We start from the raw sequence: 22,827 nt of genomic DNA, 5'->3' as shown, positions 1-22,827 counted from the left end.
TTAAAATACATGCTCAAATTAATTTATTTTTTAAAATTTCAAAATAAAAAAGTGACATAATTCTAATAAAAATAGTATCCATAAAAAAAAGCCTTTCCATTGTGGAAAGGCTTTATATATCATTTATGATTGAAGAATTACTTCGACCACTCTTTAATAGAGTCTTTATTCATCTTAACATAGTCACCGTTTCCAGCTTCTTGTGCTAATGCTAATGATTGTTTTGCAATTTTAACAGCTTCAGCTTTCTTACCCATTTTAGCGTAGATTAATGACTGTTGTCTTAAATACCAAAATCTTGGTTGAGCACTTGTTTTTTCAACAGCTTTATCAATCCACATTTTAGCTTTATCCATATCTTTTCCTTCTTCCAAGAAATATCTAGCAGAAGAAAAATAATCACCAGCGCTTGGTCCAGCCATCATTTTTTCAATACTTGCAGTTGCTTTTGTATCTGTAGGAACAGTAAAAGGAACTAAAACATATGTTTTATCCCAACTAAATTCTAAATCAGCTCCACCATTTTTAATATTAGCGATTCCAATTGTAAAAGATTCTGTTTTGTAAGGCATTGTGTTTGCTGGTACAGTTGCCTTTGCAACCACTTTTGCATCATCCCAATTTCTTGGAGTTCCCCAGTTTGAAGCATCACTATAAATAATCACTTCCCAAGTTTTTGCAGTTGGCTTAGTAAAAATTGCATATGTTCCTGCTTTTACTGAAGTTCTACCAATAGTAACATCATCACTGAAAGTAACTTTTGTATTGGCATTAGCTCCAGTTCTCCACATTTGTCCATAAGGTACTAAATCACCAAATATTTTTCTTCCTTTCATTGCTGGTCTTGAATACTCAACAGTAACTTCTGTTAAACCAACAGTTTGCGTTAACTTTGCGCTTGGGCTAGGTTGTGGAGTTTCTATCTGAGCTTGAACACTGATTCCAGCAGCTAAGAAACATGCTAAAAGTAATTTTTTCATCTTATTGTTATTTTATTTTTTTAATTTGACGAAGTTACGCAGAAACCTTACTAACAAATGTTAACAAATACTTAAAATAAGAAATAGTACTTTTGAAATCTAATCATACTTTTTGAATAATGAAAAATTACATCGCTGAGTTTTTAGGTACATTTACCATGGTTTTTTGTGGAACTGCTGCCATGGTTGTTAATGATATTACTGGAGTTATTACACATCCTGGTGTTGCTATTACTTGGGGATTAATTGTTATGGGAATGATTTATGCTTTCGCTGAAATTTCTGGTGCCCACTTCAACCCTGCGGTTACTATTGCTTTTTCATATGCTAAAAAATTTCCTTGGAAAGAAGTTCCAAAATATATCATAGCACAATGTTTAGGTGCTATTTGCGCTAGTTTACTTGTATTTATGCTATGGCCAGAAAGCGAAACTTTAGGCGCTACCATTCCTTCAATGATAGCATGGAAAGCATTCATTTTAGAATTTTTACTCACCTTTTTCTTAATGCTCGTCATTATAAATGTATCTACTGGAAGCAAAGAAACTGGGACAATGGCAGGAATTGCCATTGGTGGAATTGTACTATTAGAAGCCATGTTTGCTGGTCCAATGACTAAAGCTTCTATGAATCCGGCACGCTCCATAGGTCCTGCATTAGTTTCTGGAAACTTCTCAGAATTATGGTTATATATTTTAGCACCCATTTTAGGAGCTATAGTTGCTGTAGTAAGTTGCAAACTTGTGAAGGATGAAAATTGCTGTGATACAGACTGTTAAACAATAAAACCTTTCTTTTTATTTTAAGTTTTAGTCTTCTTAGAATTCTATTTTAAGAAAACTTTAACAATGCTTTCATTTTTTTTGTTTAATTGATTCAAAAATAAGTTGAACAAAATTTCGTAATTTTATACTGTTTTAAAATATACATCATGGCAAAGAAAAAAAATATAACCTCAGATGCTATCATTTCCTTTTATATGGATTATGTATTAGCACATGGAGAACACCCAAAAAACGTGTATTCGTTTGCAAAAGAGAATAATTTTGAAGAAGCACAATTTTACATGTTCTTCAGTTCTTTTGAAGTATTAGAAGAAGAAATATTTACAATTTTTGGTGCTAATACAATTGAGTTACTATCAAAAAGTGAGGAATTTGAAACATTTGATGCTCGAAACAAGCTTTTGAGTTTTTACTTCACTTTCTTCGAACAATTAACTGCTAACAGAAGTTATGTTGTACATAGCTTACAATCTGAAAAGAAACCTTTACAATCCCTAAAACGAATGAAAGGACTCAAACATGTGTTTGGAGCATTTGTTGAAAGCTTGGATGTAAAAACGATCGATCTGAATCAAGAACGCTTGGAACGTTTTCAAAACAAAGCTATTAAAGAAACAGCTTGGATACAATTGTTATTAACCATAAAATTTTGGTTAGATGACACTTCTAAAAGTTTTGATAAAACAGATCAGTATATCGAAAAATCAGTCAATGCAAGTTTCGATTTAATTGATAATACGCCACTCAAAAGCATTGTAGATTTTGGGAAATTTATTTTTAAAGAAAAACTAGACATCAGATCGTAATGAAAACAATTGATAAAATTCCAATAAGTAAAATCCAGCGTGCTGGAAAATTAGTAACTACGGGTGCAAAAGTCGGAGTTAACTATTTAAAATATTATGGAGACAAGCTTATCAGTTCGGAAGAAAAAGCAAAAGAACGCTTAAACGAATCGAATGCAGAAGATATCTATGATGGATTAAAAAGTTTAAAAGGAAGTGCGTTAAAAGTTGCGCAAATGTTGAGTATGGAAAAGAATATTTTACCACGTGCATATGTGGAAAAATTTTCACTATCTCAATTTTCTGTTCCGCCACTATCACCTCCATTAGTTATAAAATCATTTAAAAAATATTTTGGTAAATCGCCAAGTGAAATTTTTGATAAATTCAATTCTACTTCTTTAAATGCTGCAAGCATTGGACAAGTACATGTTGCCGAAAAGGATGGGAAAAAACTTGCTGTGAAAATTCAATATCCAGGAGTTGCCCAAAGCATCTCCTCAGACTTGGCAATTGTAAAACCAATTGCAATTCGCATGTTTAACATTACCGGAAAAGGTTCAGATAAATATTTTAAGGAAGTAGAAGACAAATTAATTGAAGAAACCAATTACTTACTAGAAATTAAGCAAAGTAAAGCCGTTTCTGAAGCCTGTAAGCATTTACCAAATTTACTTTTTCCCAAATATTATGATTCGCTCTCTTCAGAGCGAATCATTACGATGGATTGGATGAATGGTGAACACTTGTCTGAATTTACAGATAAAAACACCGATCAAGAAAAGGCAAATCTTTTAGGGCAAACACTTTGGGACTTTTATATGTTTCAAATTCATGAGTTCCGAAAAGTACATGCCGATCCACATCCTGGGAATTTCTTAGTCACTGAAGACACAGAGCTTATTGCGCTAGATTTTGGTTGTATGAAAGCTATTCCTGATGATTTTTATACTCCATATTTTGAATTGGCTGATAAGAAAACGATTGATAATCCTGAGTTATTTACCAAAAAACTGTACGAATTAGAAATCCTTCGTGAAGATGACTCTAAAGAAGAATTAGCATTTTTCTCTGAAATGTTTCATGAATTATTAAGCTTGTTTACAACACCTTTTAATTCAGAAATATTTGACTTTTCTGACAAAGAATTTTTTGGGAAAATTGCAGATATCGGAGAACGTTATTCAAAAAGTACACAACTGCGAAGTATGAATGGAAATAGAGGTTCAAAACACTTTATTTACATGAATCGCACCTTTTTTGGACTTTACAATTTATTACACGATTTAAAAGCTAAAGACGTAAAAATAAACAACTTTAAAAACTTATAATGGTAGCAATCACACGAACAGATATTGATAACATGGATAAGTTATATCGTATCAATCTTATCAATAGCTGTTCTGGTTACAAATCGGCAAATCTAATTGGGACACAATCAAATGAAGGAAATACGAATGTTGCCGTTTTTAGCTCTGTTGTGCATTTAGGATCAAATCCGCCATTATTAGGTTTTATAACACGTCCGGCAGTTGTACCGCGTGATACATATGAAAATATTAAAGAAACTGGTTTTTACACCATAAATCATATTCACCAAGAAATTACGGAAGATGCACATCATACTTCTGCAAAGTATCCGAAAGGAGTTTCTGAATTTGATCAAACAGCATTAAAAACAAATTATAAAGATAATTTTTCGGCTCCTTTTGTAAATAACTGTCACGTACAAATTGGAATGCGTTATGTTGAAGAATACAATCTTCAAATAAACGAAACTATTTTAGTGATAGGTGAAATTGAAAAATTATATATAAACGATAAAATATTAGAAACAGACGGTTTTATAAATCTTGCAAAAGCAAAAACTGCTACTATAAATGGACTTGACGCATATACAATACCAGAACAAAGTGTTAGATATCCGTACCAACGTCCGAAATAAACACTATAAATGAAAATTCTACTTACAGGTGCTACTGGGTATATTGGAAAACGGCTGATTCCTATTCTATTGGAATTGGGGCATACTTTAGTTTGCAGTGTAAGAGACAAACAACGCGTTCCTGACGAGATAAAAAATCATGAACGTATTAAAATTATTGAAGTTGATTTTCTTAATTTAAGTAGTTTATACCAAATTCCCACAGATATTGATGTTGCATATTACCTAATTCATTCCATGTCTTCATCTTCAAAGTTTGAGAAAATGGAATATGATTGTGCAGTACATTTTAAAACATACTTATCACAACAAACCAAGGTAAAACAAGTCATTTATTTAAGTGGAATTGTCAATGACAAACAATTATCAAAACACTTACTTTCTAGACAAAATGTAGAAAAAACATTAGCGTCAAAATCATATGCACTAACCACTTTTAGAGCCGGAATTATTGTAGGAAGTGGAAGTGCTTCTTTTGAAATCATTAGAGATTTAACGGAAAAGTTACCAATTATGGTAGCACCAAAATGGATTAAAACCAAATCACAGCCGATTGCTATTAGAGATGTATTAGCGTATTTATCAAAAGCTATTGGAAATGAAAAAGTATACAATAATTCCTATGATATTTTTGGTCCTGATACGCTCAGTTATCGTGAAATGATGATGCAATTTGCTTCCGTTAGGAAATTAAGACGTACTATTATTTCTGTTCCCGTAATGACTCCAAAATTATCATCATATTGGTTGTACTTTATCACAACTACTTCATATAAACTAGCCATGAATTTGGTAGATAGTATGAAAGTAGAAGTTATTGGAAAGCCAAGTGAAATCAGTGACATTTTAGACATTCAGCCCATTTCATACAAAGAAGCTGTAGAACGTGCTTTTATTAAAATTGAACAAAATGGTGTGGTTTCTAGCTGGAAAGATTCATTGATTAGTGGACGCTTCCGCGAAAAAATTTCTCAATATATTAAAGTTCCACAATATGGCTGTTTTAAAGATATCAAACGTCGCACAGTCTTGGATGAAGAAATAACGTTGGATAAAATCTGGGCGATTGGCGGAAAAAATGGTTGGTATTATGCAACTTTCCTTTGGAAGCTTCGTGGATATCTTGATAAAGTTTTTGGCGGTATTGGATTGCGTCGTGGACGTACACATCAAACAAAACTCAATGCGGGTGATCCGTTGGATTTTTGGAGAGTATTGTATGCTAACAAAGAAGAAAAAAGATTGTTACTCTTTGCAGAAATGCGCTTACCAGGAGAAGCTTGGTTAGAATTTAAAATTGTTAAAAACGAGTTATATCAGCGTGCTATTTTTAGACCTAAAGGAATTTTAGGACGTATGTATTGGTATGCTGTTTTACCTTTTCATGGAATTATCTTTAATGGAATGATCAACAAATTGGTATCAAAAAAGTAAGCATGGGAAACAAAATAGAAATAAATGTTGTTCTTCTAAAGCGTGACTTACGACTTCAAGATAATGAAGCGATTTATAATGCGTTACAATCTGGAAAAAAAACATTGCTCTTATATGTTTTTGAAGATATCCTTTTAAAGGATCCTCATTATAGTAAACGTCACTGGAATTTTATCAAAGAATCACTTATTGATATAAATAATTCACTAAAACCATATCATAGTAAAATCCTTACTATACAAGGAAATATTAATCGAGCTATACAAATTATACAAGAAACGTATAAAGTAACGCATTTATATTCGCATCAAGAAACAGGAATTAAAGTAACCTACGATCGTGACAAAATGCTGAAGCGTTTCCTTGCTAACAATATGATAACTTGGGTTGAAAATATAAATAATGGTGTTTTTAGAGGTCTGCAAGATCGAAACAACTGGATTGAAAAGTGGGAACATTTTATGTCGCAACCTTTATTGACTTTCAACCCAAAAGCTGAGCAATTATTCACTATTAACGAAATTCAAAACTTAGCAATTTCTTTTCATATTCCAAATTTAGAAACAGATTCTGACACTCTTTTTCAAAAAGGCGGTACTACAATGGCGATGAAATACATGACTACATTTTTTAAAGATCGTGGTAAAAATTATTCATTTCACATTTCAAAACCGTCACTATCAAGAAGAAGTTGTAGTCGTTTGTCACCTTATTTGGCTTGGGGAAATTTATCCGTACGCGAAGTTTTACAAGAAAACACAAGGTGCATTGAGCAAAATATCTATAAAAAACAAATGATCGCATTTGGTTCACGTTTGCGCTGGCAAGCACATTTTATTCAAAAGTTTGAAATGGAAGACGAAATGGAATTTGTAAGTATTAATAAAGGATATCGCAAATTAAAAAAGCAAGTTTCTGAACAATACATTGAAGCTTGGAAAAACGGACTTACGGGTTTCCCTTTAGTTGATGCTTGCATGCGATGTCTTAAAGAAACTGGGTATTTAAATTTTAGAATGCGTGCCTTAACTGTTTCATTTTTCACGCACAATTTATGGCAACCTTGGCAAAAAGCGACTATTATTTTATCTCAATATTTTTTAGACTTTGAACCTGGAATTCATTTTCCACAAATTCAAATGCAAGCTGGTGAAACTGGTATTAATATGTTGCGCATGTACAATCCGACAAAAAATAGTTTAGCACATGATGCTGAAGGAGTTTTTATTAAAAAATGGGTTCCTGAACTTGCTAATTTAGATTCTCATTTTGTACATGAACCATCAAAGATGACTTATATGGAACAGCAAATGACTGGCTTTATTATTGGAAAAAATTACCCTGCTCCTATTGTTAACCTTCAAGAAACACGCAAACGTGCTAGTGATATTTTATGGCATATGAAAGACGAAAATACTGTTATTGAAGAAAACTTTAGAATTCTAAAAAAACATACCTTAACAAATCGTAAAAAAAGCTCATAATGGTTGTCAATACAACACATAAAGACAAAGAAGTTGAAAAACTAATTGATACAACAGTAGGTGAATCATTTTCATTATTACAGCGTATTAAATTAAAAGGGATTGGCTCGAAACGAATGATTATTCACGATGTAAGTCCAAAAATAAAACAATATCTAAATAAGGTTGACGATTTAAATTATGGAAACATCGAATTGCGTCCCAAAGGAATTTTAATTCACATTCACAAAAAACTTAAAAACTACTCTTGGATAATTCCGTATTACAGATTGAATATTTATACTTCCTCTTTTTTTAGCATTCATGCAGATGGAAACTTTATTCAATTCAAAAAAAACAAACTCTTCATAGAAAATAAATCATTCATTGAAAAAATGGTGATTCAAAAAAATGCAGTTTTAAACACTACAGAATATTACGGCTAATGCACAATTTTAACCCAATACAGATAGATCGTATCATAGAAATGGCATGGGAAGATCGCACCACATTTGACGCTATTAAATTTCAATTTGGCATTAAAGAACAAGAAGTAATTGATTTAATGCGACTTAACTTAAAAAGTTCTAGTTTCAAATTATGGAGGAAACGTGTTTCTGGTAGAAAAACAAAACATGAAAAAAAACGTGATTTTTTGAAAGGTCGCTTTAAGTGTTCACGACAAAGAAGTATAAATAACAACAAAATATCGAAGCGTTGACCTCACTATAGTTTTTCCTTATGGAAGTATCAATATTTTCAGCTAAGATTGTTTCATACTATTTTTATTTTGTTTAACTTTATATTTAAATAATTAAACATTTTTAAAATCTATGAAAACTGCTGACGTTTTAAATCACCTGAATGGTAGTTCAATCTCTATAAATGGATTCAGTCATGAAGAAATTGGAGACGAACATATCTTAACAGGAATGGAAACTCCCATGCGTTCAGATGCTTTCCAAATCTCTGATGAAGAGAAAAAGCAAAAAATTGCCTATCATTTCTCTGAAATCATGGAAACCTTAGGGTTAGACTTAACTGATGATTCATTACAAGGAACTCCTTCAAGAGTTGCTAAAATGTATATAGAAGAAATTTTCTCTGGCTTAAATCCAAAAAATAAGCCAAAAATAGCTTTATTTGATAATAAGTATCAATACAATCAGATGCTTATTGAAAAAAACATCCAATTTTACTCAAACTGTGAACATCATTTTGTTCCAATTATGGGAAAAGCTCATGTAGCATATATTTCTTCGGGTAAAGTAATTGGATTATCGAAACTTAACAGAATTGTACAATATTATGCCAAGCGACCTCAAGTTCAGGAACGACTGACTAATCAAATCGCAATGGATTTATGTAATATATTACAAACTGAAGACATAGCTGTAATTATTGATGCAAAACACTTATGTGTCTCATCTAGAGGAGTTAAAGATGACTCATCTACAACAATTACATCTTATTATGGAGGAGTTTTTAATACTCCCGAAAAAATACAAGAATTACAAAATTTTTTAAACAATTAACTTATGGCACCTATTTTTTCAGAAGTAATGGCCTTTGAGAGCACAAAGTTCATATCAAGAAGTGATAAAATCACAGCTTCAAGAGAGGCAAAACGATTAATCTTAGGATTAAACGAAATTTATAAACAAAAGAAAGATCCAACCATCATGGAACTGATGAAGAGATTAACGACTTTGAAACGAAAGTACGAGAAGCGTTTAAAATAAAATATCCCTCAAATCTATAACGTAATAATGCTAACAGTACTAATTATTGTTAGCATTATCATACGTTTATATTGTTAAAAAACTAACCAAACATATGAAAAACATACTTGTAATTGGAGGAAGTAAAGGTATTGGTGCTGCTATTGTAACATCTCAATTAGTAAACCATAATGTAATTAATATTAGTCGTTCTAATCCAGAAATTAATCATCCTAACTTCACGCATTACAGTTGTGATATTTTAACTGACGAACTTCCCGCTATAGATACTATTGACGCATTAGTATACTGTCCAGGAAGTATCAATTTGAAACCCATTTCACGTTTAAAAATTGACGATTTCAAAAATGATTATGAAATCAATGTGATTGGTGCAGTAAAAGCAATTCAAAAGTATTTACCTGTATTAAAGAATGGAAATAATCCTAATATTGTATTATTTAGTACTGTAGCTACAAAACTTGGAATGCCTTTTCATGCGAGCATTTCTGCCGCAAAATCTGCAATAGAAGGTTTAGTAAAATCTTTGGCTGCTGAGTTTGCTCCAACTATTAGAGTAAATGCAATTGCACCAACAATTACAAACACCGATTTAGCAAGTAAGTTATTACGTAATGATAAAATGATCGAAAATATAACAGAACGCCATCCTTTGAAGAAATTTTTAGAACCACAAGAAGTCGCTGATATGGCCGACTTTTTAATCTCGGATAAATCACGCTCAGTTTCTGGGCAAATTTTCACAATTGATTGTGGAATTGTAAGTCTAAAATTATAATCTATGAAATTTTTTATTCGACTTGTACTATTCCTAATCATCAATTTCAGTGCATTAGGCATAGGAATAATTCTTATGAATGATGGACCAAATGCATCGTGGTATGTAGGATTAGAAAAAGCACCTTGGACACCACCAGGCTGGTTTTTTGGTTTTGCTTGGACTACGATAATGATTTGTTTTTCTATTTATATGGCAAAACTTTTTGAAGTAAAAAACAAACAATTAATTTTTATTCTTTTTGCAATACAATTTGTCTTAAATGTAAGCTGGAATTATCTTTTCTTTAATCAACATTTAGTTACTATGGGAATGATAAACTTGGTTATATTACTAATGACCGTATCGTTTATCGCATTCAATTTTAAATCTGAATTAAAAAAATTCACCCTATTTATAATACCTTACATCATATGGTTGGTTGTTGCCAATTCTTTAAACGGCTATATTTTGTTTAATAATTAGAACACATGCAAAAATTTAGTACCAAAGGAATTGTATATCGATTGCACAGTACACAAAACTTTCCCATATCTCTTGAAAAGGCATGGGATTTTTTATCGAATCCAAAAAACTTAAAAACAATTACTCCTGATTATATGAGTTTTGATATTCTTACAGAAAATATCGGACCGATGTATCCAGGCCAAATTATACAATATATTGTAACACCAATTCTCAACATAAAAACACATTGGGTTACCGAAATTACACATGTAAAACATCAACATTATTTTGTAGACGAACAACGTTTTGGGCCTTATACAATGTGGCATCATAAACATTTTATAAGAGAAATTCCTGGCGGAGTTGAAATGGAAGATATTATAGATTATAAAATACCTCTTGGTTTTCTTGGTAGGTTAGTACATCCAATAATTGTAAAACCAAAATTGAAAGAAATATTTGAATATAGAACTAGAAAATTAACTGAATTATTTGGAACGTATGAAGGATAACTACATACTTTTTTGGCATCGTAGAGATTTGCGAATTGAAGATAATATCGGACTATATAACGCTTTATTAACTGGTAAAAAAGTAATTCCACTATTTATATTTGATCAAAACATTTTGGATAAATTACCAAAAGATGATGCACGTGTAAATTTTATTCATGATGAATTACAAAACATACATAATACACTCTCAAAATTAGGTTCTTCGCTTATAGTAAAACATGGAAAGCCTATTGAGGTTATGAAGCAATTGATAAACACATATAATATTTCAGCTGTATATACAAATCGTGATTATGAACCATATGCAATAGCTAGAGATAAAGAAGTAGATACATTTTTATCGTCACAGAATATTGAATTTAAAACGTTTAAAGATCAAGTAATTTTTGAGCGTGACGAAATTGTAAAAGCAGATGGAAAACCATATACAATATATACTCCATATTCTAAAAAATGGTTGGCAAACTTAACATTAAATATGTACACAAGTATTAATTGCGTTGATCATTATAAAAATTTTGCAAAAATAACAGTTGATTTCCCATCATTGGAAGCTATTAGATTTACAACTTCAAGCATCAAAGTGATTCCTCATACTATGACGAAAACAATTATTGATGCATATGAAGAAACACGAAATTTTCCTGCAATAGCAGGAACTTCAAAGTTAAGCCCACATTTGCGTTTTGGTACAATTAGCGTTCGAAAATGTGCTCAGGAAGGATTGAAATCTGAAAACAATACATTTTTGAAAGAATTGATTTGGCGCGAATTTTTCATGCAGATTCTTTGGCATTTCCCAAAATCAGTCACACACAATTTTAAATCTAAATATGATGGGATCACATGGAGAAATAATGAAAATGATTTCAAAGCTTGGTGCGAAGGAAAAACTGGATATCCAATAGTAGATGCTGGCATGCGCGAATTGAATGAATCTGGTTATATGCATAATAGAGTTCGCATGGTAACTGCTAGCTTTTTGTGTAAACATTTATTAATTGATTGGAAATGGGGAGAAGCATATTTTGCAAAAAAACTGCTTGATTTCGATTTAGCTCAAAATGTTGGAAACTGGCAATGGGTTGCAGGAACAGGTTGTGATTCTGCTCCATACTTTAGAATATTTAATCCAACATCACAAGTCCAAAAGTTTGATAAAGCACACGAATACATTAAAACGTGGGTTCCTGATTATCAAGAGCTCACCTATCCTACTCCTATTGTAGATCATAAATTTGCTAGAGAACGCTGCTTGACAGCCTATAAACATGGGATTAACAATTAATGGCAATTCCTTTTTGTTTAACATTTAAATCATTTTAACAAACAATTAACTTATTTTGTTTAATCATTATCTAAAATATTTAAACAAAATAATTATCTTTGTTTCGATCGTTAAATAAAAAAATTGTTATGAAAAAGAAAACAACATCCATCCTAATGGCTATCGTCATTTCATTGTTCACTATAACTTCGTGTAGTGATGATGATAATAGCGTAGCAGCCGCTAGTAACACCATCGCAGATTTTGTAAGTGCAAACTCTGACTACAGCTCCTTATTAGCTGCTTTACAAAGAGCTAATTTAACCTCAGTATTAGCAGGAACAACTGAATACACAGTATTTGCTCCAAATAATGCTGCTTTTGATGCTTTTTTGGCTGCTAACAACTTTGCAAATCTTGATGAAGTACCAACATCTTTACTAACGCAAGTACTATTGAACCATGTAGTTAGCGGTACTAATAATGCAGCATCTTTAAGTACTGGATACATTGAAACACTTGCTGAAGAAGCTACTACAGGTAACAATTTGAACATGTATGTGAATACAGCTTCTGGCGTATCGCTTAACGGACAATCTTCTGTTACAACTCCAGATATTTCAGTAGATAATGGTATTATTCATGCAGTAAGTAGTGTTATTGGCTTACCAACAGTTGTAACATTTGCAACTGCCGATTCTACATTTGGAATTTTGGTTCAAGCTTTAACAAGAGAAAATACTTTTACATATGTATCCACACTTTCTACTACAGGAACACCAGCTCCGTTTACGGTTTTTGCACCAACAGATGCAGCCTTTGGTGACCTATTGACAGAATTAGGTGTAATGTCACTTGGCGATATTGCAACAGCTACATTAGAAGCTACTTTAAATACACACGTAGTAAGTGGTGCAAATGTTTTAGCTGGAACATTAACTGATGGTATGACAGTAAATACATTAGGAGATAATTTTACAATAAATACGGTTGATGGAGCAAGCTTCACCGACTTAAACGATAGAACCGGTGACATTATTGTTACTGATGTTCAGGCAGTGAATGGTGTAATTCATGTTGTTAACAAGGTTATTTTACCGGACTTAAATTAAGAGTGAGTCCAACTTATTTTAAAACACAAAAGGATAACTATTTATTTAGTTATCCTTTTTTTGGTTTAATTTTGTACCTTATTAGTCCCAAATATATCATAAATGAAACTATTGCCTCTTCTTATATTTTTTTTCACCCTCTCATTTTGTCAAGCACAAAATGTTGAGTTCGATATTTATTTTGATCTAGGCAAGTTTACGTTGTCTAAAGCACATGAAAAAGCAATTAATGATCAAATAGCTACTTTAGATACAACAGACACTTATAATTTTCTCATTAAAGGATACACAGATTTTGTAGATACAGAAAACTTCAATTTAGAATTATCAAAAAATAGAGCAATTGCAGTATCTGACTATTTAGAAACATCATATACATCTTTAATAAATAGTATAAAAAAGGAAGCTAAAGGAGAACTTCCTGCTGATGCTAAAAAAAATGAACGTATAGGTGTTAAAAAACATCGTAAAGTTTCGGTGATTATTTCTAAGAATGATCATAAACCAAAAATCACAAAACGAAAACAAAATATTTACGCAATTCCCGTCAATAAACTTGAAATAGGAAAATCATATGAATTAGGAAAAATTAATTTTAAAACAGGAAGAGTAACGCTTATTAAATCTTCTAAAAAACAATTGGAAAGGTTAGTTCAGTTTTTAAGACGCAATCGAAATGTTCATATCGAAATACAAGGACATGTTTGTTGTGGTGGCGATGATGATTCAGATGCATTGAATAGCGATACAGGAACTATAACGCTTTCTGTTGACAGAGCACGTTTTGTGTATAAATACCTCATCAGTAGAGGTGTTTCAAAGGAACGTTTAACATATAAGGGATATGCATTTACTGCACCTTTATACTTTCCCGAAAGAGGTCGCCGTGATCGTAGTTCTAATAGGCGCGTTGAAATTATGATTACAAAAAATTAAATCGTTTTGTAACATAAAAAAATGAATTACCACATACATGATAATTCATTTTATATTTTTGTGAGATTCTCTAAATTATAATCGAACAATTTTTGCCCCTATAGCACGTAAACGTTCGTCAATGTTTTCGTAACCTCTATCTATTTGTTCAATATTATGAATAGTAGATGTTCCTTTTGCCGATAATGCTGCAATTAATAATGAAATTCCAGCTCTAATGTCAGGAGAAACCATTGTTGTAGATTTTAATTGCGATTTAAAATCATGTCCTATGACGCTTGCTCTATGCGGATCGCAAAGAATAATTTTTGCGCCCATGTCAATCAATTTATCTACAAAGAATAAACGACTTTCAAACATTTTTTGGTGTACTAATACACTTCCGCGTGCTTGTGTTGCTACAACAAGAATAATACTTAATAAATCTGGTGTAAATCCTGGCCAAGGAGCATCAGATATTGTTAAAATTGATCCGTCAATATAGTTTTGAATTTCATATCCATCTTTGTGAGCTGGCACATAAATATCATCACCTTTACGTTCAACAGTGATCCCTAATTTTCTGAATACATCTGGAATCTGACCTAAATCGTCCCAACTAACATTTTTAATTGTTAATTCACTTCGTGTCATAGCTGCCAAACCAATCCAACTTCCAATTTCAATCATATCTGGAAGCATTCTATGTTCAGTTCCACCTAATTGTTCAACACCTTCAATTACTAATAAATTAGAACCAACACCTTTAATGTTTGCTCCCATTCTATTTAGCATTTTACATAATTGTTGTAAATAAGGTTCACAAGCAGCATTGTAAATAGTTGTTGTTCCTTCTGCCAACACAGCAGCCATCACTATATTTGCAGTTCCTGTCACAGATGCTTCATCTAAAAGCATGTATGTTCCTTGCAGTTTTTTTGCTTCTACACCGTAGAAATAATCTTCTCTGTTATATCTGAACTTAGCGCCTAGTTTAATAAAACCTTCAAAATGCGTATCTAATCGTCGTCTTCCAATTTTATCTCCACCTGGCTTCGGAATGTATCCTTTTCCAAAACGTGCCAATAGTGGTCCAACAATCATAATTGACCCACGTAATCCGCGTCCTTCTTCTTTAAATTGCTCAGATTCTAAATATTTTAGATTGATATCATCTGATTGAAATGTATACGAACCTGGTCCATTTTTTTGAATTTTCACACCTAAGTTTCCTAAAAGCATGATTAATTTATTCACATCAACAATATCAGGAATGTTACTAATTGTAACTCTTTCAGGAGTTAACAATACAGCACATAATATTTGAAGTGCTTCGTTTTTTGCTCCTTGCGGTTGAATACTTCCTTTTAGCTGATGACCACCTTCAATCTTAAAAGTCCCCATAAAATATAGTAATGAATTTTGTTAGTAACGTTTTCTGTTGTTACGATTTTTATTATTTCGTTGTTGATTTTTGCTATTGTTGTTAGAAAACTTTTTCTTTTGCTTCATAAGATTTGAAGCATCTGATAAACTTTCTTCTTTTGGAGCTAAATCAATTTTTCCATTACTTAATTCAAGTAAATGTTTAAAAATCACATAATCTTCAACAGTATCTTTGTTCCAATTGAGATAACATTTCTTCATGTGGTTTGCAATTGCAAACTCTAAAGCTTCCTTCATTTCTCCTTCTTCCCAACTATTAGCAATATCAATCATTCGCTTGATATTATTTCCATAGAAACGATATTTAGGAAAATTTTGAGGATATCCTAATGGTTCAGGACGCTCTTGTAATACTTCGCGAGAAGGTTTTGGGTAGGGAGATTCTACATCAAGTTTAAAATCTGACATGATGAATAATTGATCCCATAATTTATGCTGAAAATCAGGAACATCACGCAAATGTGGTTGCAAATTCCCCATAACGCCAATAATTGCTTTTGCAATTTTATTGCGCTCTTCTACATCTTCTGTTTCTATCGCATGGTTGATCATTTTTTGAATATGGCGTCCATACTCAGGAATAATCAATCGTTTACGCTCTGTGTTATACTCTAACTGGTCAATCAAAATAAAATTTGTTTGTAAGGTAAATATTGAAGTAAAATAAAGTTCTTGTGAAGATTATTTTGTGATTGCAAAATAGTAAAAAAATCTATAAAACACCGCTCATTATAAAGAAATTATACCTTCAACGACACTTGCTTCCTTATATTTTTCAATTACAGCGTCCGCGCTTTTCATATTTACAGTAATACTAACACTTGTATATGTCCCTTTTGAAGATTTCTTAGTATCAATAACAGCTCCTATGTTATCAAATATTTGGTGGACTTGTTTTATTTTTTCTTCACTTGAAGGAACAATAAATTTATACATATATAATGTTGGAAATTGTGTTGTTTCTTCTAATTGTATTTTCAGTTTTGCATAAAACGCTTCAGGATCGTTTTTTAAACTCATTTGTCTTTGTTTTCTAATGAATGGCAAAGATACAGCTTCTTTGAAAACTTTCTACAGTTTAACTATTTGGTAACTTTTTTGATGCGTATTGCATTGTTTATTTGAATTTTCAAGAAATAGGTTTTCGAACTCAGTTTCGATACATTTAAAGATAGTGTTTGTGAGTTTACGGTTTCTTGCTCTAAAATTAATTTACCATAAACATCTATCAATATTATTGATTGTATTGGTTTTTAGAAGATACATGGAGTTTATCTTTAATAGAGTTCGGGTAGATATTCAATGCGTTTTCTACTGAAAAATAATGCTTCCTAAAATGATCATTCCTATACTTGTACTATCAATTACTATATTTCTATTGGCAACAGCGCCATTAATTGAATTTCAGTATTTCTCCAGTAAGAAACATAGTTCCACTGATCGTCACCAGCAAACCAAATTGCTTCTGCTTGTTGATTTTTTTGATGAATATAATTTACAGAATTAGCATCGCTATAAAGAATATCCGTCAGTTTCTGTACAAACAATTGAAAACACTGCTCCACAAACTATAAAAGTAACAACTGGAGATTATAATGACGGACAGTACACTAACAAAATGGTAGTTCTTGAAAATAATCCGAGCTATGTTGGTAGAAATAGCAATGCAAGAGTTCCAGAAAATTGAAAAAACATACAAATTGTAGCATATCTAAATCCTGTTACAAACTATTCAAAAATAAGTAGACTTGAAACTGACACAGACTATTTATTATACAGTGTTGAAGGAAAATTGATTCGTCAAGGAAGAATTCAAAATGGTAAAGCAATTGACTTTTCTAATATAAAGAAAGGACTATATTTTTTAAAGATCAATGCAAATACAATCTTTAAAATCATTAAAAACTAATTTTGCATTTTTGAGTAATCGATAATTTAATAGATGTAAAATCAATTAACACAAGAATACTAATACAAAACAGATGATAGGGAACAACTAAATGTTCTCCATCATCTGTTTAAAAATAAACTAAATCCTATTGTATTCTTATTATTGTTGTTCAATTTTAAACCAACCATTCCATACACCATCAACTTGATAGCATATAAAATACTCTTCTGTCTTAGTAAGCGCAACTACTTGAATTTGTCCTTCGTTATTGGTTGTCGCGGTTACTCTAACTGCTTCTTTCAAAGGTCCAGTGGAGCCTTCTACTGTTCCATAAAGCGCACTTGCTTCTGACCAAACTAACTTATTTCCAGCTTCTACTTGCCAAGTATGCGCCACCATATTTGCTTCATCAATATAAAAAGCTTCCACACGTCCATCTGAATTCGTTGCAATCTCAAAATTGTTCATAATTTTTAATTTTATAATTTCCTACTCTGTTTAAAATTGGCTTTTCAGATTTCGCCTGTGAAAAATCGAAAAAATATACTATTATATATTTAACTTTTTCAACTCTACAAATGTGCAATAGTTCTTTATTTTTTTACATGCAGGAACTACCTATCTTTATAAAACAGATAAAATTACCAAGATGATAAAATCATGTATTTTATAGTAGAATTAGCATAACAACGAGCTTCTATTTCATATTCTTTTCAATTTGTGTAATTTTGTGAGATAAATTATTCAGATTGAACACAAAAAGAATACTCATCATTGGTGGACCAGGTACTGGAAAATCTACCTTAATTACAGCATTAGAAGCACAAGGTCATACATGTTTTCATGAAATTTCAAGACAAGTGACAGCTGCAGCGCAAAAAAAAGGAATTGAACAACTATTTTTAACACAACCTTTATTGTTTAGTGAACTGCTATTAGAAGGTAGAATTCAACAATTTAAAGATGCGGAAGCACTTGATGTAAACTATGCGTTTTATGACAGAGGAATTCCTGATGTAGCTGCATATATGAATTATACAGGTGATGAATATCCAGATATGTTTCGTGAAGCTTGCAAAAACCACACCTATGATGTTGCTTTTATGTTAGCTCCTTGGAAAGAAATTTACGAACAAGATAATGAACGTTATGAAAGTTTTGAACAAGCTGAGAAAATTCAACACTATTTAATTTCGGCTTACGAAAGTTATCAATATAATTTAATTGATGTTCCGTTCGGAACTGTTTCTGAACGTGTTTCGTTCATCCTAAATACACTTAAAAATCACTGATGACAAAACCACTTGCACTATTACAAAAATATTGGGGACATACTTCGTTTCGTCCTTTGCAAGAGGAAATCATACATTCGGTTATTGAAAAAAAAGATACGCTAGCCTTATTACCAACTGGTGGTGGAAAATCAGTTTGCTTTCAAATTCCAGCATTAGCTATGGACGGAATCTGTATTGTAATTTCACCCTTAGTGGCATTAATTCAAGATCAAGTTGCTGGTTTAAAAGCCAATGGAATTAAAGCAATTGCGCTCACAGGCGGATTAAAGCATGAAGAAATAAATGCCTTGCTCGATAATTGTATTTATGGCGATTATAAGTTTCTATACATTTCTCCTGAACGGATTCAGCAAGAAATAATTCAAGAGCGCATCAAACAGATGCCTGTAAACTTAATTGCGGTTGATGAAGCGCATTGTATTTCACAATGGGGAAACGACTTTCGTCCAGCTTATAGAAACATCAATACGTTACGTGAATTGTTACCAAATGTACATTGTATTGCACTGACAGCTACAGCAACTCCAAAAGTTGTACAGGATATTGAAGAAAATTTACAACTAAAAGATGTACAACGTTTTCAGCAATCATTCGTACGTGAAAATTTAGCATACACTGTTTTAGAAACAGAAAATAAAGTACTTACTATTGAAAAAACCTTACGTAAATACCCACAATCCTGCATTGTGTATGTTCGCAATCGGAAAAGTACAATCATGATTCATGAAGCATTACAACGCAAAGGATTTACAAGTTTATATTTTCATGGAGGACTTTCTTCAGAAGAAAAAAAACTTGCTTTACAAAAGTGGTTACAAGGAAAAGTCCAAACAATCGTAGCAACCAATGCTTTTGGAATGGGTATTGACAAGCCTGATGTAAAAAATGTAATTCACATTCAACTTCCCGATAGTTTAGAGAATTATTACCAAGAAGCTGGTCGTGCTGGAAGAAATGGAGAGTATGCAAACGCCATTATTCTAACAGATCGAAACGATATTAAACAATTAAAACAACAATTTATACATAGTGTTCCCGAAGTTGATTTTTTAAAACTTGTGTATAGAAAACTATGCAGCTTCTTTCAGGTTGCCTATGGAGAAGGATATCATACCAAACATGCGCTTCCATTTTATGAATTTTGCAAAGCATATAAATTTCCAACACAAAAAACATTTGCTGCATTACAATTATTAGATAGACATAGTATTTTACAACTATCACAAAATTTTCATCGAAAAACTACGATCAAATTTACCTTAGATCAATACAACTTGATGAATTATTTGGAAAGTCATCAACATTTAAGTTTAATAACGCAAGCTATTTTACGAACGTATGGTGGCATTTTTGAGCAAAAGATAAAAATCAACACAACGTTTTTAGCTCAAAAAATAGGTTTACCAAAAGAAAAAATCAACGAGACTATTCAACAATTAGCAAAAGATGAAGTCTTACTATTAGAAGAATTACAAACAGACGCAGAAATTACATTTTTAGTAGCACGTGAAGATGACAAAACTATTAGTCCAATCGCTAGAGATGTTATCCATCAAAATGAACTCAAAAAGAAACGCGTACAAGCAGTTATTGAATATGTTCAGAATGATGAAATCTGTAAAAACAGTCAGCTACTCTCCTATTTTGGAGAAACTGCAAAAAAGCCTTGCGGCATTTGTTCTGTATGTAAAACTAAAAAAACAACTACACCTGATCGTGAATTACAAATGCTAATCCATGATGATGTTTTAAAAGTATTGAAAACGAATGCGATGACTTCAACCGAAATTTGTGAAGCATTACCATATCGTGAAAACTTAATATTAGCAATTATTCAATTACTTTTGGAAGCTGAAAAAATTAAATTAACAGAAACAAATACTTATACCATATAATATATGAGAGATCTTAGAATCGTTTTTATGGGGACGCCCGATTTTGCTGTTGCAACATTAAAAGCATTGTTAGATGCTAGGTATACTATTGTTGGTGTAATTACCGCGCCAGACAAACCTGCAGGTCGTGGACGAAAGTTAAATCAATCTGCGGTGAAAAAATTTGCTTTAGCTAATGATTTAAATGTTTTACAACCAACGAATTTAAAGAGAGAATCTTTTATTGAAGAGTTACGCTCGCTTAACGCGAATTTACAAATTGTAGTTGCTTTTCGTATGTTACCAAGAGTTGTATGGCAAATGCCCGAATATGGAACATTTAATTTACATGCTTCTCTACTTCCAAACTACCGAGGTGCAGCTCCTATAAATTGGGCTATTATTAATGGTGAAACAAAAACTGGATTGACAACCTTCTTTATTGATGAGAAAATTGATACAGGCGCAATGATTTTCCAAGAAGAATTAGCTATTGATCCTGATGAAAATGCAGGTTCATTACATGACAAGTTAATGAACATTGGAAGTAAATTGGTTGTGAAAACTGTTCAACATATAGAAAAGGATGATATTACCACTACAATTCAACCGCTAAATTCAGATATAAAGACAGCGTATAAAATTCATAAAGAAACCTGTGAAGTTGATTGGACAGCATCTATAGACAATATATATAATAAGATTCGTGGTTTAAGCCCATATCCTGGATCTTGGACAACCTTATATAATGGTGAAGATGTTCATATGATAAAAATATATGAAGTAGCCAAAGTGTTAGAATCGCATTCACATAGCATCGGAAGTATCATTTCTTCAAAAAAAGAAATCAAAGTAGCTGTGAAAGATGGCTACATATTTTTAAAGGTAATTCAACTTCCTGGGAAACGTAAAATGGAAATTTCGGCATTGTTGAATGGTTTCAAATTTGAAAAAGAAGCAAAAGTCTTGTAATCCCTTGTGTCTAGTGATATTAGAGAATAACAACAAAAAAGCACTAGCTTTATTAACAATCGCCTTAAGTTATTAACAAAATGATGCTTTTCCCGCGCTATTACTTGCATGGGAAGGAAATCCGTATAAATTTGTACTGCTTTTAAAAAATAATGTTTAACCAACAATTAATAATTCAACAATTATGAACAAAACAGAATTAATTGACGCAATGGCTGCTGACGCAGGAATTTCTAAAGCTGCAGGAAAGAAGGCATTGGAATCATTTTTAGGAAATGTAGAAGGAGCTTTGAAAAAAGGTGGAAGAGTTTCTTTAGTAGGATTTGGATCTTGGTCAGTTTCAGAAAGAGCTGCTAGAGACGGAAGAAATCCTCAAACTGGAGCTACTATTAAAATTGCAGCTAAAAAAGTAGTAAAGTTTAAAGCTGGTTCTGATTTAGGAAATGCAGTAAACAACTAGTATTACTTTATTAAACATATCAGTAAAAAGCGCTCAATTGAGCGCTTTTTTAATGCTTAAAATTGCCGTAAACACTAGTAAATTTGATTATTCCATTTTTTTTTAATAGATTTAAGTAACCTAAAATTTCATAAATGATAGCCTTAAAACCCAATAAAGGACATCTTTTAGTTGCTGAACCATCTATTATTGGAGATGTATCTTTCAATAGATCAGTTGTTTTACTTGCTGATCATACTGAAGAAGGATCGATTGGTTTTATTTTAAATAAGCCACTCAACGTAAGTCTATCTGACTTGATTCCACAGTTTGCCAACCTAAAAACTACGTTTAAAGTCTATAATGGCGGTCCTGTAGAACAAGATAATTTATATTTCATTCATAAAATCCCACATTTAGTCCCGAATAGTATTGAAATATCATTAGGTATTTATTGGGGCGGTGATTTTTCTTCTATTGCAAAACTACTGGAAGAAGATAAACTGAATGAAGATGATATTAAATTCTTTTTAGGATATTCTGGTTGGCACGCCAATCAATTGAGTGATGAATTGAACTCTAATTCATGGATTATTGTTCGAAATGAGCTTAAAAAAGAAATCATTTCTAAATCGTGTAAATCAATTTGGCGTAAAAAGATGATGGAATTTGGTGGCGAATATTTAATTTGGTCAAATGCTCCCGAAGATCCGAGTCATAATTAAAATTCATATATTTCGAC

At 31.9% G+C, this 22,827-nt stretch carries 29 protein-coding genes; 22 read left to right on the top strand and 7 right to left on the bottom strand.

Annotation, left to right across the window (positions count from 1 at the left end):
* Nucleotides 1-137 precede the first annotated feature (137 nt).
* Nucleotides 138-980, bottom strand: coding sequence for a DUF2911 domain-containing protein (locus tag Q0828_RS09220; protein WP_298419850.1), 843 nt, complete (start codon nucleotides 978-980; stop codon nucleotides 138-140).
* A 119-nt stretch (nucleotides 981-1,099) separates the two neighbouring features.
* Here Q0828_RS09220 and Q0828_RS09215 point away from each other — a divergent pair, with 119 nt between their 5' ends.
* From Q0828_RS09215 to Q0828_RS09140, 16 genes are all read left to right on the top strand, one after another.
* The gene (locus Q0828_RS09215) at nucleotides 1,100-1,759 is read left to right on the top strand and encodes an MIP family channel protein (protein ID WP_298419848.1); all 660 of its coding nucleotides are present in this window, start codon (nucleotides 1,100-1,102) and stop codon (nucleotides 1,757-1,759) included.
* A gap of 152 nt (nucleotides 1,760-1,911) precedes the next feature.
* Entirely contained in the window at nucleotides 1,912-2,571 is a 660-nt protein-coding gene (locus Q0828_RS09210; RefSeq protein ID WP_298419846.1) for a TetR family transcriptional regulator C-terminal domain-containing protein, read from the top strand.
* Nucleotides 2,571-3,881 carry an AarF/UbiB family protein gene (locus Q0828_RS09205; RefSeq protein WP_298419845.1) on the top strand — a complete coding sequence of 437 codons (1,311 nt, stop codon included), beginning with the start codon at nucleotides 2,571-2,573 and terminating at the stop codon, nucleotides 3,879-3,881. Before Q0828_RS09210 ends, Q0828_RS09205 begins: the two co-directional genes overlap by 1 nt.
* Nucleotides 3,881-4,495 carry a flavin reductase gene (locus Q0828_RS09200; RefSeq protein ID WP_298419843.1) on the top strand — a complete coding sequence of 205 codons (615 nt, stop codon included), beginning with the start codon at nucleotides 3,881-3,883 and terminating at the stop codon, nucleotides 4,493-4,495. Before Q0828_RS09205 ends, Q0828_RS09200 begins: the two co-directional genes overlap by 1 nt.
* 9 nt (nucleotides 4,496-4,504) lie before the next feature.
* The gene (locus tag Q0828_RS09195; RefSeq protein WP_298419841.1) at nucleotides 4,505-5,929 is read left to right on the top strand and encodes an SDR family oxidoreductase; all 1,425 of its coding nucleotides are present in this window, start codon (nucleotides 4,505-4,507) and stop codon (nucleotides 5,927-5,929) included.
* Nucleotides 5,930-5,931: 2 nt separating this feature from the next.
* Nucleotides 5,932-7,413 (top strand): FAD-binding domain-containing protein, encoded by a 1,482-nt coding sequence (locus Q0828_RS09190; RefSeq protein WP_298419839.1) that lies wholly within the window; start codon nucleotides 5,932-5,934, stop codon nucleotides 7,411-7,413.
* On the top strand, nucleotides 7,413-7,838 hold the full coding sequence (locus tag Q0828_RS09185) for a hypothetical protein (protein WP_298419837.1): 426 nt from the start codon (nucleotides 7,413-7,415) through the stop codon (nucleotides 7,836-7,838). Before Q0828_RS09190 ends, Q0828_RS09185 begins: the two co-directional genes overlap by 1 nt.
* Nucleotides 7,838-8,113: a TIGR03643 family protein gene (locus Q0828_RS09180; RefSeq protein ID WP_298419835.1), complete on the top strand. Its 276-nt coding sequence runs from the start codon at nucleotides 7,838-7,840 to the stop codon at nucleotides 8,111-8,113. The genes Q0828_RS09185 and Q0828_RS09180 overlap by 1 nt, the downstream gene beginning before the upstream one ends.
* A gap of 112 nt (nucleotides 8,114-8,225) precedes the next feature.
* Entirely contained in the window at nucleotides 8,226-8,927 is a 702-nt protein-coding gene (gene folE / locus Q0828_RS09175) for a GTP cyclohydrolase I FolE (protein WP_298419833.1), read from the top strand.
* Between the two features lie 3 nt (nucleotides 8,928-8,930).
* On the top strand, nucleotides 8,931-9,134 hold the full coding sequence (locus tag Q0828_RS09170; RefSeq protein WP_298419831.1) for a hypothetical protein: 204 nt from the start codon (nucleotides 8,931-8,933) through the stop codon (nucleotides 9,132-9,134).
* Between the two features lie 94 nt (nucleotides 9,135-9,228).
* Nucleotides 9,229-9,912: an SDR family oxidoreductase gene (locus Q0828_RS09165; protein WP_298419829.1), complete on the top strand. Its 684-nt coding sequence runs from the start codon at nucleotides 9,229-9,231 to the stop codon at nucleotides 9,910-9,912.
* 3 nt (nucleotides 9,913-9,915) lie between these two features.
* On the top strand, nucleotides 9,916-10,377 hold the full coding sequence (locus Q0828_RS09160; protein WP_298419826.1) for a TspO/MBR family protein: 462 nt from the start codon (nucleotides 9,916-9,918) through the stop codon (nucleotides 10,375-10,377).
* Nucleotides 10,378-10,382: 5 nt separating this feature from the next.
* Nucleotides 10,383-10,871, top strand: coding sequence for an SRPBCC family protein (locus Q0828_RS09155; protein WP_298419824.1), 489 nt, complete (start codon nucleotides 10,383-10,385; stop codon nucleotides 10,869-10,871).
* On the top strand, nucleotides 10,861-12,162 hold the full coding sequence (locus Q0828_RS09150; protein ID WP_298419822.1) for a deoxyribodipyrimidine photo-lyase: 1,302 nt from the start codon (nucleotides 10,861-10,863) through the stop codon (nucleotides 12,160-12,162). Before Q0828_RS09155 ends, Q0828_RS09150 begins: the two co-directional genes overlap by 11 nt.
* Before the next feature lie 128 nt (nucleotides 12,163-12,290).
* Nucleotides 12,291-13,253: a fasciclin domain-containing protein gene (locus Q0828_RS09145; protein ID WP_298419820.1), complete on the top strand. Its 963-nt coding sequence runs from the start codon at nucleotides 12,291-12,293 to the stop codon at nucleotides 13,251-13,253.
* Nucleotides 13,254-13,355: 102 nt separating this feature from the next.
* Entirely contained in the window at nucleotides 13,356-14,189 is an 834-nt protein-coding gene (locus Q0828_RS09140) for an OmpA family protein (protein ID WP_298419818.1), read from the top strand.
* 75 nt (nucleotides 14,190-14,264) lie between these two features.
* Here Q0828_RS09140 and murA read toward each other — a convergent pair whose 3' ends face one another.
* The 5 genes from murA to Q0828_RS09120 form a co-directional block, all read right to left on the bottom strand.
* Nucleotides 14,265-15,572, bottom strand: coding sequence for a UDP-N-acetylglucosamine 1-carboxyvinyltransferase (gene murA / locus Q0828_RS09135; RefSeq protein WP_298419816.1), 1,308 nt, complete (start codon nucleotides 15,570-15,572; stop codon nucleotides 14,265-14,267).
* Between the two features lie 21 nt (nucleotides 15,573-15,593).
* Complete coding sequence (locus Q0828_RS09130) at nucleotides 15,594-16,241, bottom strand: DUF4290 domain-containing protein (protein WP_298419814.1); 648 nt, start codon at nucleotides 16,239-16,241, stop codon at nucleotides 15,594-15,596.
* A gap of 102 nt (nucleotides 16,242-16,343) precedes the next feature.
* Nucleotides 16,344-16,634 carry a DUF493 family protein gene (locus Q0828_RS09125; RefSeq protein ID WP_298419812.1) on the bottom strand — a complete coding sequence of 97 codons (291 nt, stop codon included), beginning with the start codon at nucleotides 16,632-16,634 and terminating at the stop codon, nucleotides 16,344-16,346.
* Between the two features lie 62 nt (nucleotides 16,635-16,696).
* On the bottom strand, nucleotides 16,697-16,846 hold the full coding sequence (locus Q0828_RS24530) for a T9SS type A sorting domain-containing protein (RefSeq protein ID WP_366523574.1): 150 nt from the start codon (nucleotides 16,844-16,846) through the stop codon (nucleotides 16,697-16,699).
* A 135-nt stretch (nucleotides 16,847-16,981) separates the two neighbouring features.
* Nucleotides 16,982-17,179: a hypothetical protein gene (locus tag Q0828_RS09120; RefSeq protein WP_298419810.1), complete on the bottom strand. Its 198-nt coding sequence runs from the start codon at nucleotides 17,177-17,179 to the stop codon at nucleotides 16,982-16,984.
* A gap of 128 nt (nucleotides 17,180-17,307) precedes the next feature.
* Here Q0828_RS09120 and Q0828_RS24525 point away from each other — a divergent pair, with 128 nt between their 5' ends.
* Nucleotides 17,308-17,523 carry a T9SS type A sorting domain-containing protein gene (locus Q0828_RS24525; RefSeq protein WP_366523583.1) on the top strand — a complete coding sequence of 72 codons (216 nt, stop codon included), beginning with the start codon at nucleotides 17,308-17,310 and terminating at the stop codon, nucleotides 17,521-17,523.
* Between the two features lie 141 nt (nucleotides 17,524-17,664).
* On the opposite strand, the gene Q0828_RS09115 is transcribed toward Q0828_RS24525, so the two are convergent.
* A complete protein-coding gene (locus Q0828_RS09115; protein ID WP_298419808.1) occupies nucleotides 17,665-17,973 on the bottom strand; it encodes a hypothetical protein in 309 nt (102 codons plus the stop codon).
* Nucleotides 17,974-18,254: 281 nt separating this feature from the next.
* On the opposite strand from Q0828_RS09115, the gene Q0828_RS09110 reads away from it, so the two are divergent.
* The 5 genes from Q0828_RS09110 (at nucleotide 18,255) to Q0828_RS09090 (ending at nucleotide 22,810) form a co-directional block, all read left to right on the top strand.
* Nucleotides 18,255-18,797, top strand: a complete 543-nt coding sequence (locus Q0828_RS09110; protein ID WP_298419806.1) for an ATP-binding protein — start codon at nucleotides 18,255-18,257, stop codon at nucleotides 18,795-18,797.
* Nucleotides 18,797-20,695 carry an ATP-dependent DNA helicase RecQ gene (locus Q0828_RS09105; protein ID WP_298419804.1) on the top strand — a complete coding sequence of 633 codons (1,899 nt, stop codon included), beginning with the start codon at nucleotides 18,797-18,799 and terminating at the stop codon, nucleotides 20,693-20,695. The genes Q0828_RS09110 and Q0828_RS09105 overlap by 1 nt, the downstream gene beginning before the upstream one ends.
* A gap of 3 nt (nucleotides 20,696-20,698) precedes the next feature.
* Complete coding sequence (fmt, locus tag Q0828_RS09100; RefSeq protein WP_298419802.1) at nucleotides 20,699-21,646, top strand: methionyl-tRNA formyltransferase; 948 nt, start codon at nucleotides 20,699-20,701, stop codon at nucleotides 21,644-21,646.
* Between the two features lie 184 nt (nucleotides 21,647-21,830).
* Nucleotides 21,831-22,106 (top strand): HU family DNA-binding protein, encoded by a 276-nt coding sequence (locus tag Q0828_RS09095; RefSeq protein WP_298419800.1) that lies wholly within the window; start codon nucleotides 21,831-21,833, stop codon nucleotides 22,104-22,106.
* A gap of 134 nt (nucleotides 22,107-22,240) precedes the next feature.
* Complete coding sequence (locus Q0828_RS09090) at nucleotides 22,241-22,810, top strand: YqgE/AlgH family protein (RefSeq protein ID WP_298419798.1); 570 nt, start codon at nucleotides 22,241-22,243, stop codon at nucleotides 22,808-22,810.
* Nucleotides 22,811-22,827 lie beyond the last annotated feature (17 nt).

It is taken from the genome of uncultured Kordia sp. (assembly GCF_947496985.1).
Taxonomy (GTDB): domain Bacteria; phylum Bacteroidota; class Bacteroidia; order Flavobacteriales; family Flavobacteriaceae; genus Kordia.
The sequence above is the reverse complement of the archived record's forward strand: the minus strand, read 5'-3'. Positions and strand labels throughout refer to the sequence as shown.

Excerpts from the sequence above, each read along its gene's own strand:
- Q0828_RS09220 (WP_298419850.1), bottom strand. The coding sequence starts at position 980 with ATGAAAAAATTACTTTTAGCATGTTTCTTAGCTGCTGGAATCAGTGTT.
- Q0828_RS09215 (WP_298419848.1), top strand. The coding sequence starts at position 1,100 with ATGAAAAATTACATCGCTGAGTTTTTAGGTACATTTACCATGGTTTTT.
- Q0828_RS09210 (WP_298419846.1), top strand. The coding sequence starts at position 1,912 with ATGGCAAAGAAAAAAAATATAACCTCAGATGCTATCATTTCCTTTTAT.
- Q0828_RS09205 (WP_298419845.1), top strand. The coding sequence starts at position 2,571 with ATGAAAACAATTGATAAAATTCCAATAAGTAAAATCCAGCGTGCTGGA.
- Q0828_RS09200 (WP_298419843.1), top strand. The coding sequence starts at position 3,881 with ATGGTAGCAATCACACGAACAGATATTGATAACATGGATAAGTTATAT.
- Q0828_RS09195 (WP_298419841.1), top strand. The coding sequence starts at position 4,505 with ATGAAAATTCTACTTACAGGTGCTACTGGGTATATTGGAAAACGGCTG.
- Q0828_RS09190 (WP_298419839.1), top strand. The coding sequence starts at position 5,932 with ATGGGAAACAAAATAGAAATAAATGTTGTTCTTCTAAAGCGTGACTTA.
- Q0828_RS09185 (WP_298419837.1), top strand. The coding sequence starts at position 7,413 with ATGGTTGTCAATACAACACATAAAGACAAAGAAGTTGAAAAACTAATT.
- Q0828_RS09180 (WP_298419835.1), top strand. The coding sequence starts at position 7,838 with ATGCACAATTTTAACCCAATACAGATAGATCGTATCATAGAAATGGCA.
- folE (WP_298419833.1), top strand. The coding sequence starts at position 8,226 with ATGAAAACTGCTGACGTTTTAAATCACCTGAATGGTAGTTCAATCTCT.
- Q0828_RS09170 (WP_298419831.1), top strand. The coding sequence starts at position 8,931 with ATGGCACCTATTTTTTCAGAAGTAATGGCCTTTGAGAGCACAAAGTTC.
- Q0828_RS09165 (WP_298419829.1), top strand. The coding sequence starts at position 9,229 with ATGAAAAACATACTTGTAATTGGAGGAAGTAAAGGTATTGGTGCTGCT.
- Q0828_RS09160 (WP_298419826.1), top strand. The coding sequence starts at position 9,916 with ATGAAATTTTTTATTCGACTTGTACTATTCCTAATCATCAATTTCAGT.
- Q0828_RS09155 (WP_298419824.1), top strand. The coding sequence starts at position 10,383 with ATGCAAAAATTTAGTACCAAAGGAATTGTATATCGATTGCACAGTACA.
- Q0828_RS09150 (WP_298419822.1), top strand. The coding sequence starts at position 10,861 with ATGAAGGATAACTACATACTTTTTTGGCATCGTAGAGATTTGCGAATT.
- Q0828_RS09145 (WP_298419820.1), top strand. The coding sequence starts at position 12,291 with ATGAAAAAGAAAACAACATCCATCCTAATGGCTATCGTCATTTCATTG.
- Q0828_RS09140 (WP_298419818.1), top strand. The coding sequence starts at position 13,356 with ATGAAACTATTGCCTCTTCTTATATTTTTTTTCACCCTCTCATTTTGT.
- murA (WP_298419816.1), bottom strand. The coding sequence starts at position 15,572 with ATGGGGACTTTTAAGATTGAAGGTGGTCATCAGCTAAAAGGAAGTATT.
- Q0828_RS09125 (WP_298419812.1), bottom strand. The coding sequence starts at position 16,634 with ATGAGTTTAAAAAACGATCCTGAAGCGTTTTATGCAAAACTGAAAATA.
- Q0828_RS09115 (WP_298419808.1), bottom strand. The coding sequence starts at position 17,973 with ATGAACAATTTTGAGATTGCAACGAATTCAGATGGACGTGTGGAAGCT.
- Q0828_RS09105 (WP_298419804.1), top strand. The coding sequence starts at position 18,797 with ATGACAAAACCACTTGCACTATTACAAAAATATTGGGGACATACTTCG.
- fmt (WP_298419802.1), top strand. The coding sequence starts at position 20,699 with ATGAGAGATCTTAGAATCGTTTTTATGGGGACGCCCGATTTTGCTGTT.
- Q0828_RS09095 (WP_298419800.1), top strand. The coding sequence starts at position 21,831 with ATGAACAAAACAGAATTAATTGACGCAATGGCTGCTGACGCAGGAATT.
- Q0828_RS09090 (WP_298419798.1), top strand. The coding sequence starts at position 22,241 with ATGATAGCCTTAAAACCCAATAAAGGACATCTTTTAGTTGCTGAACCA.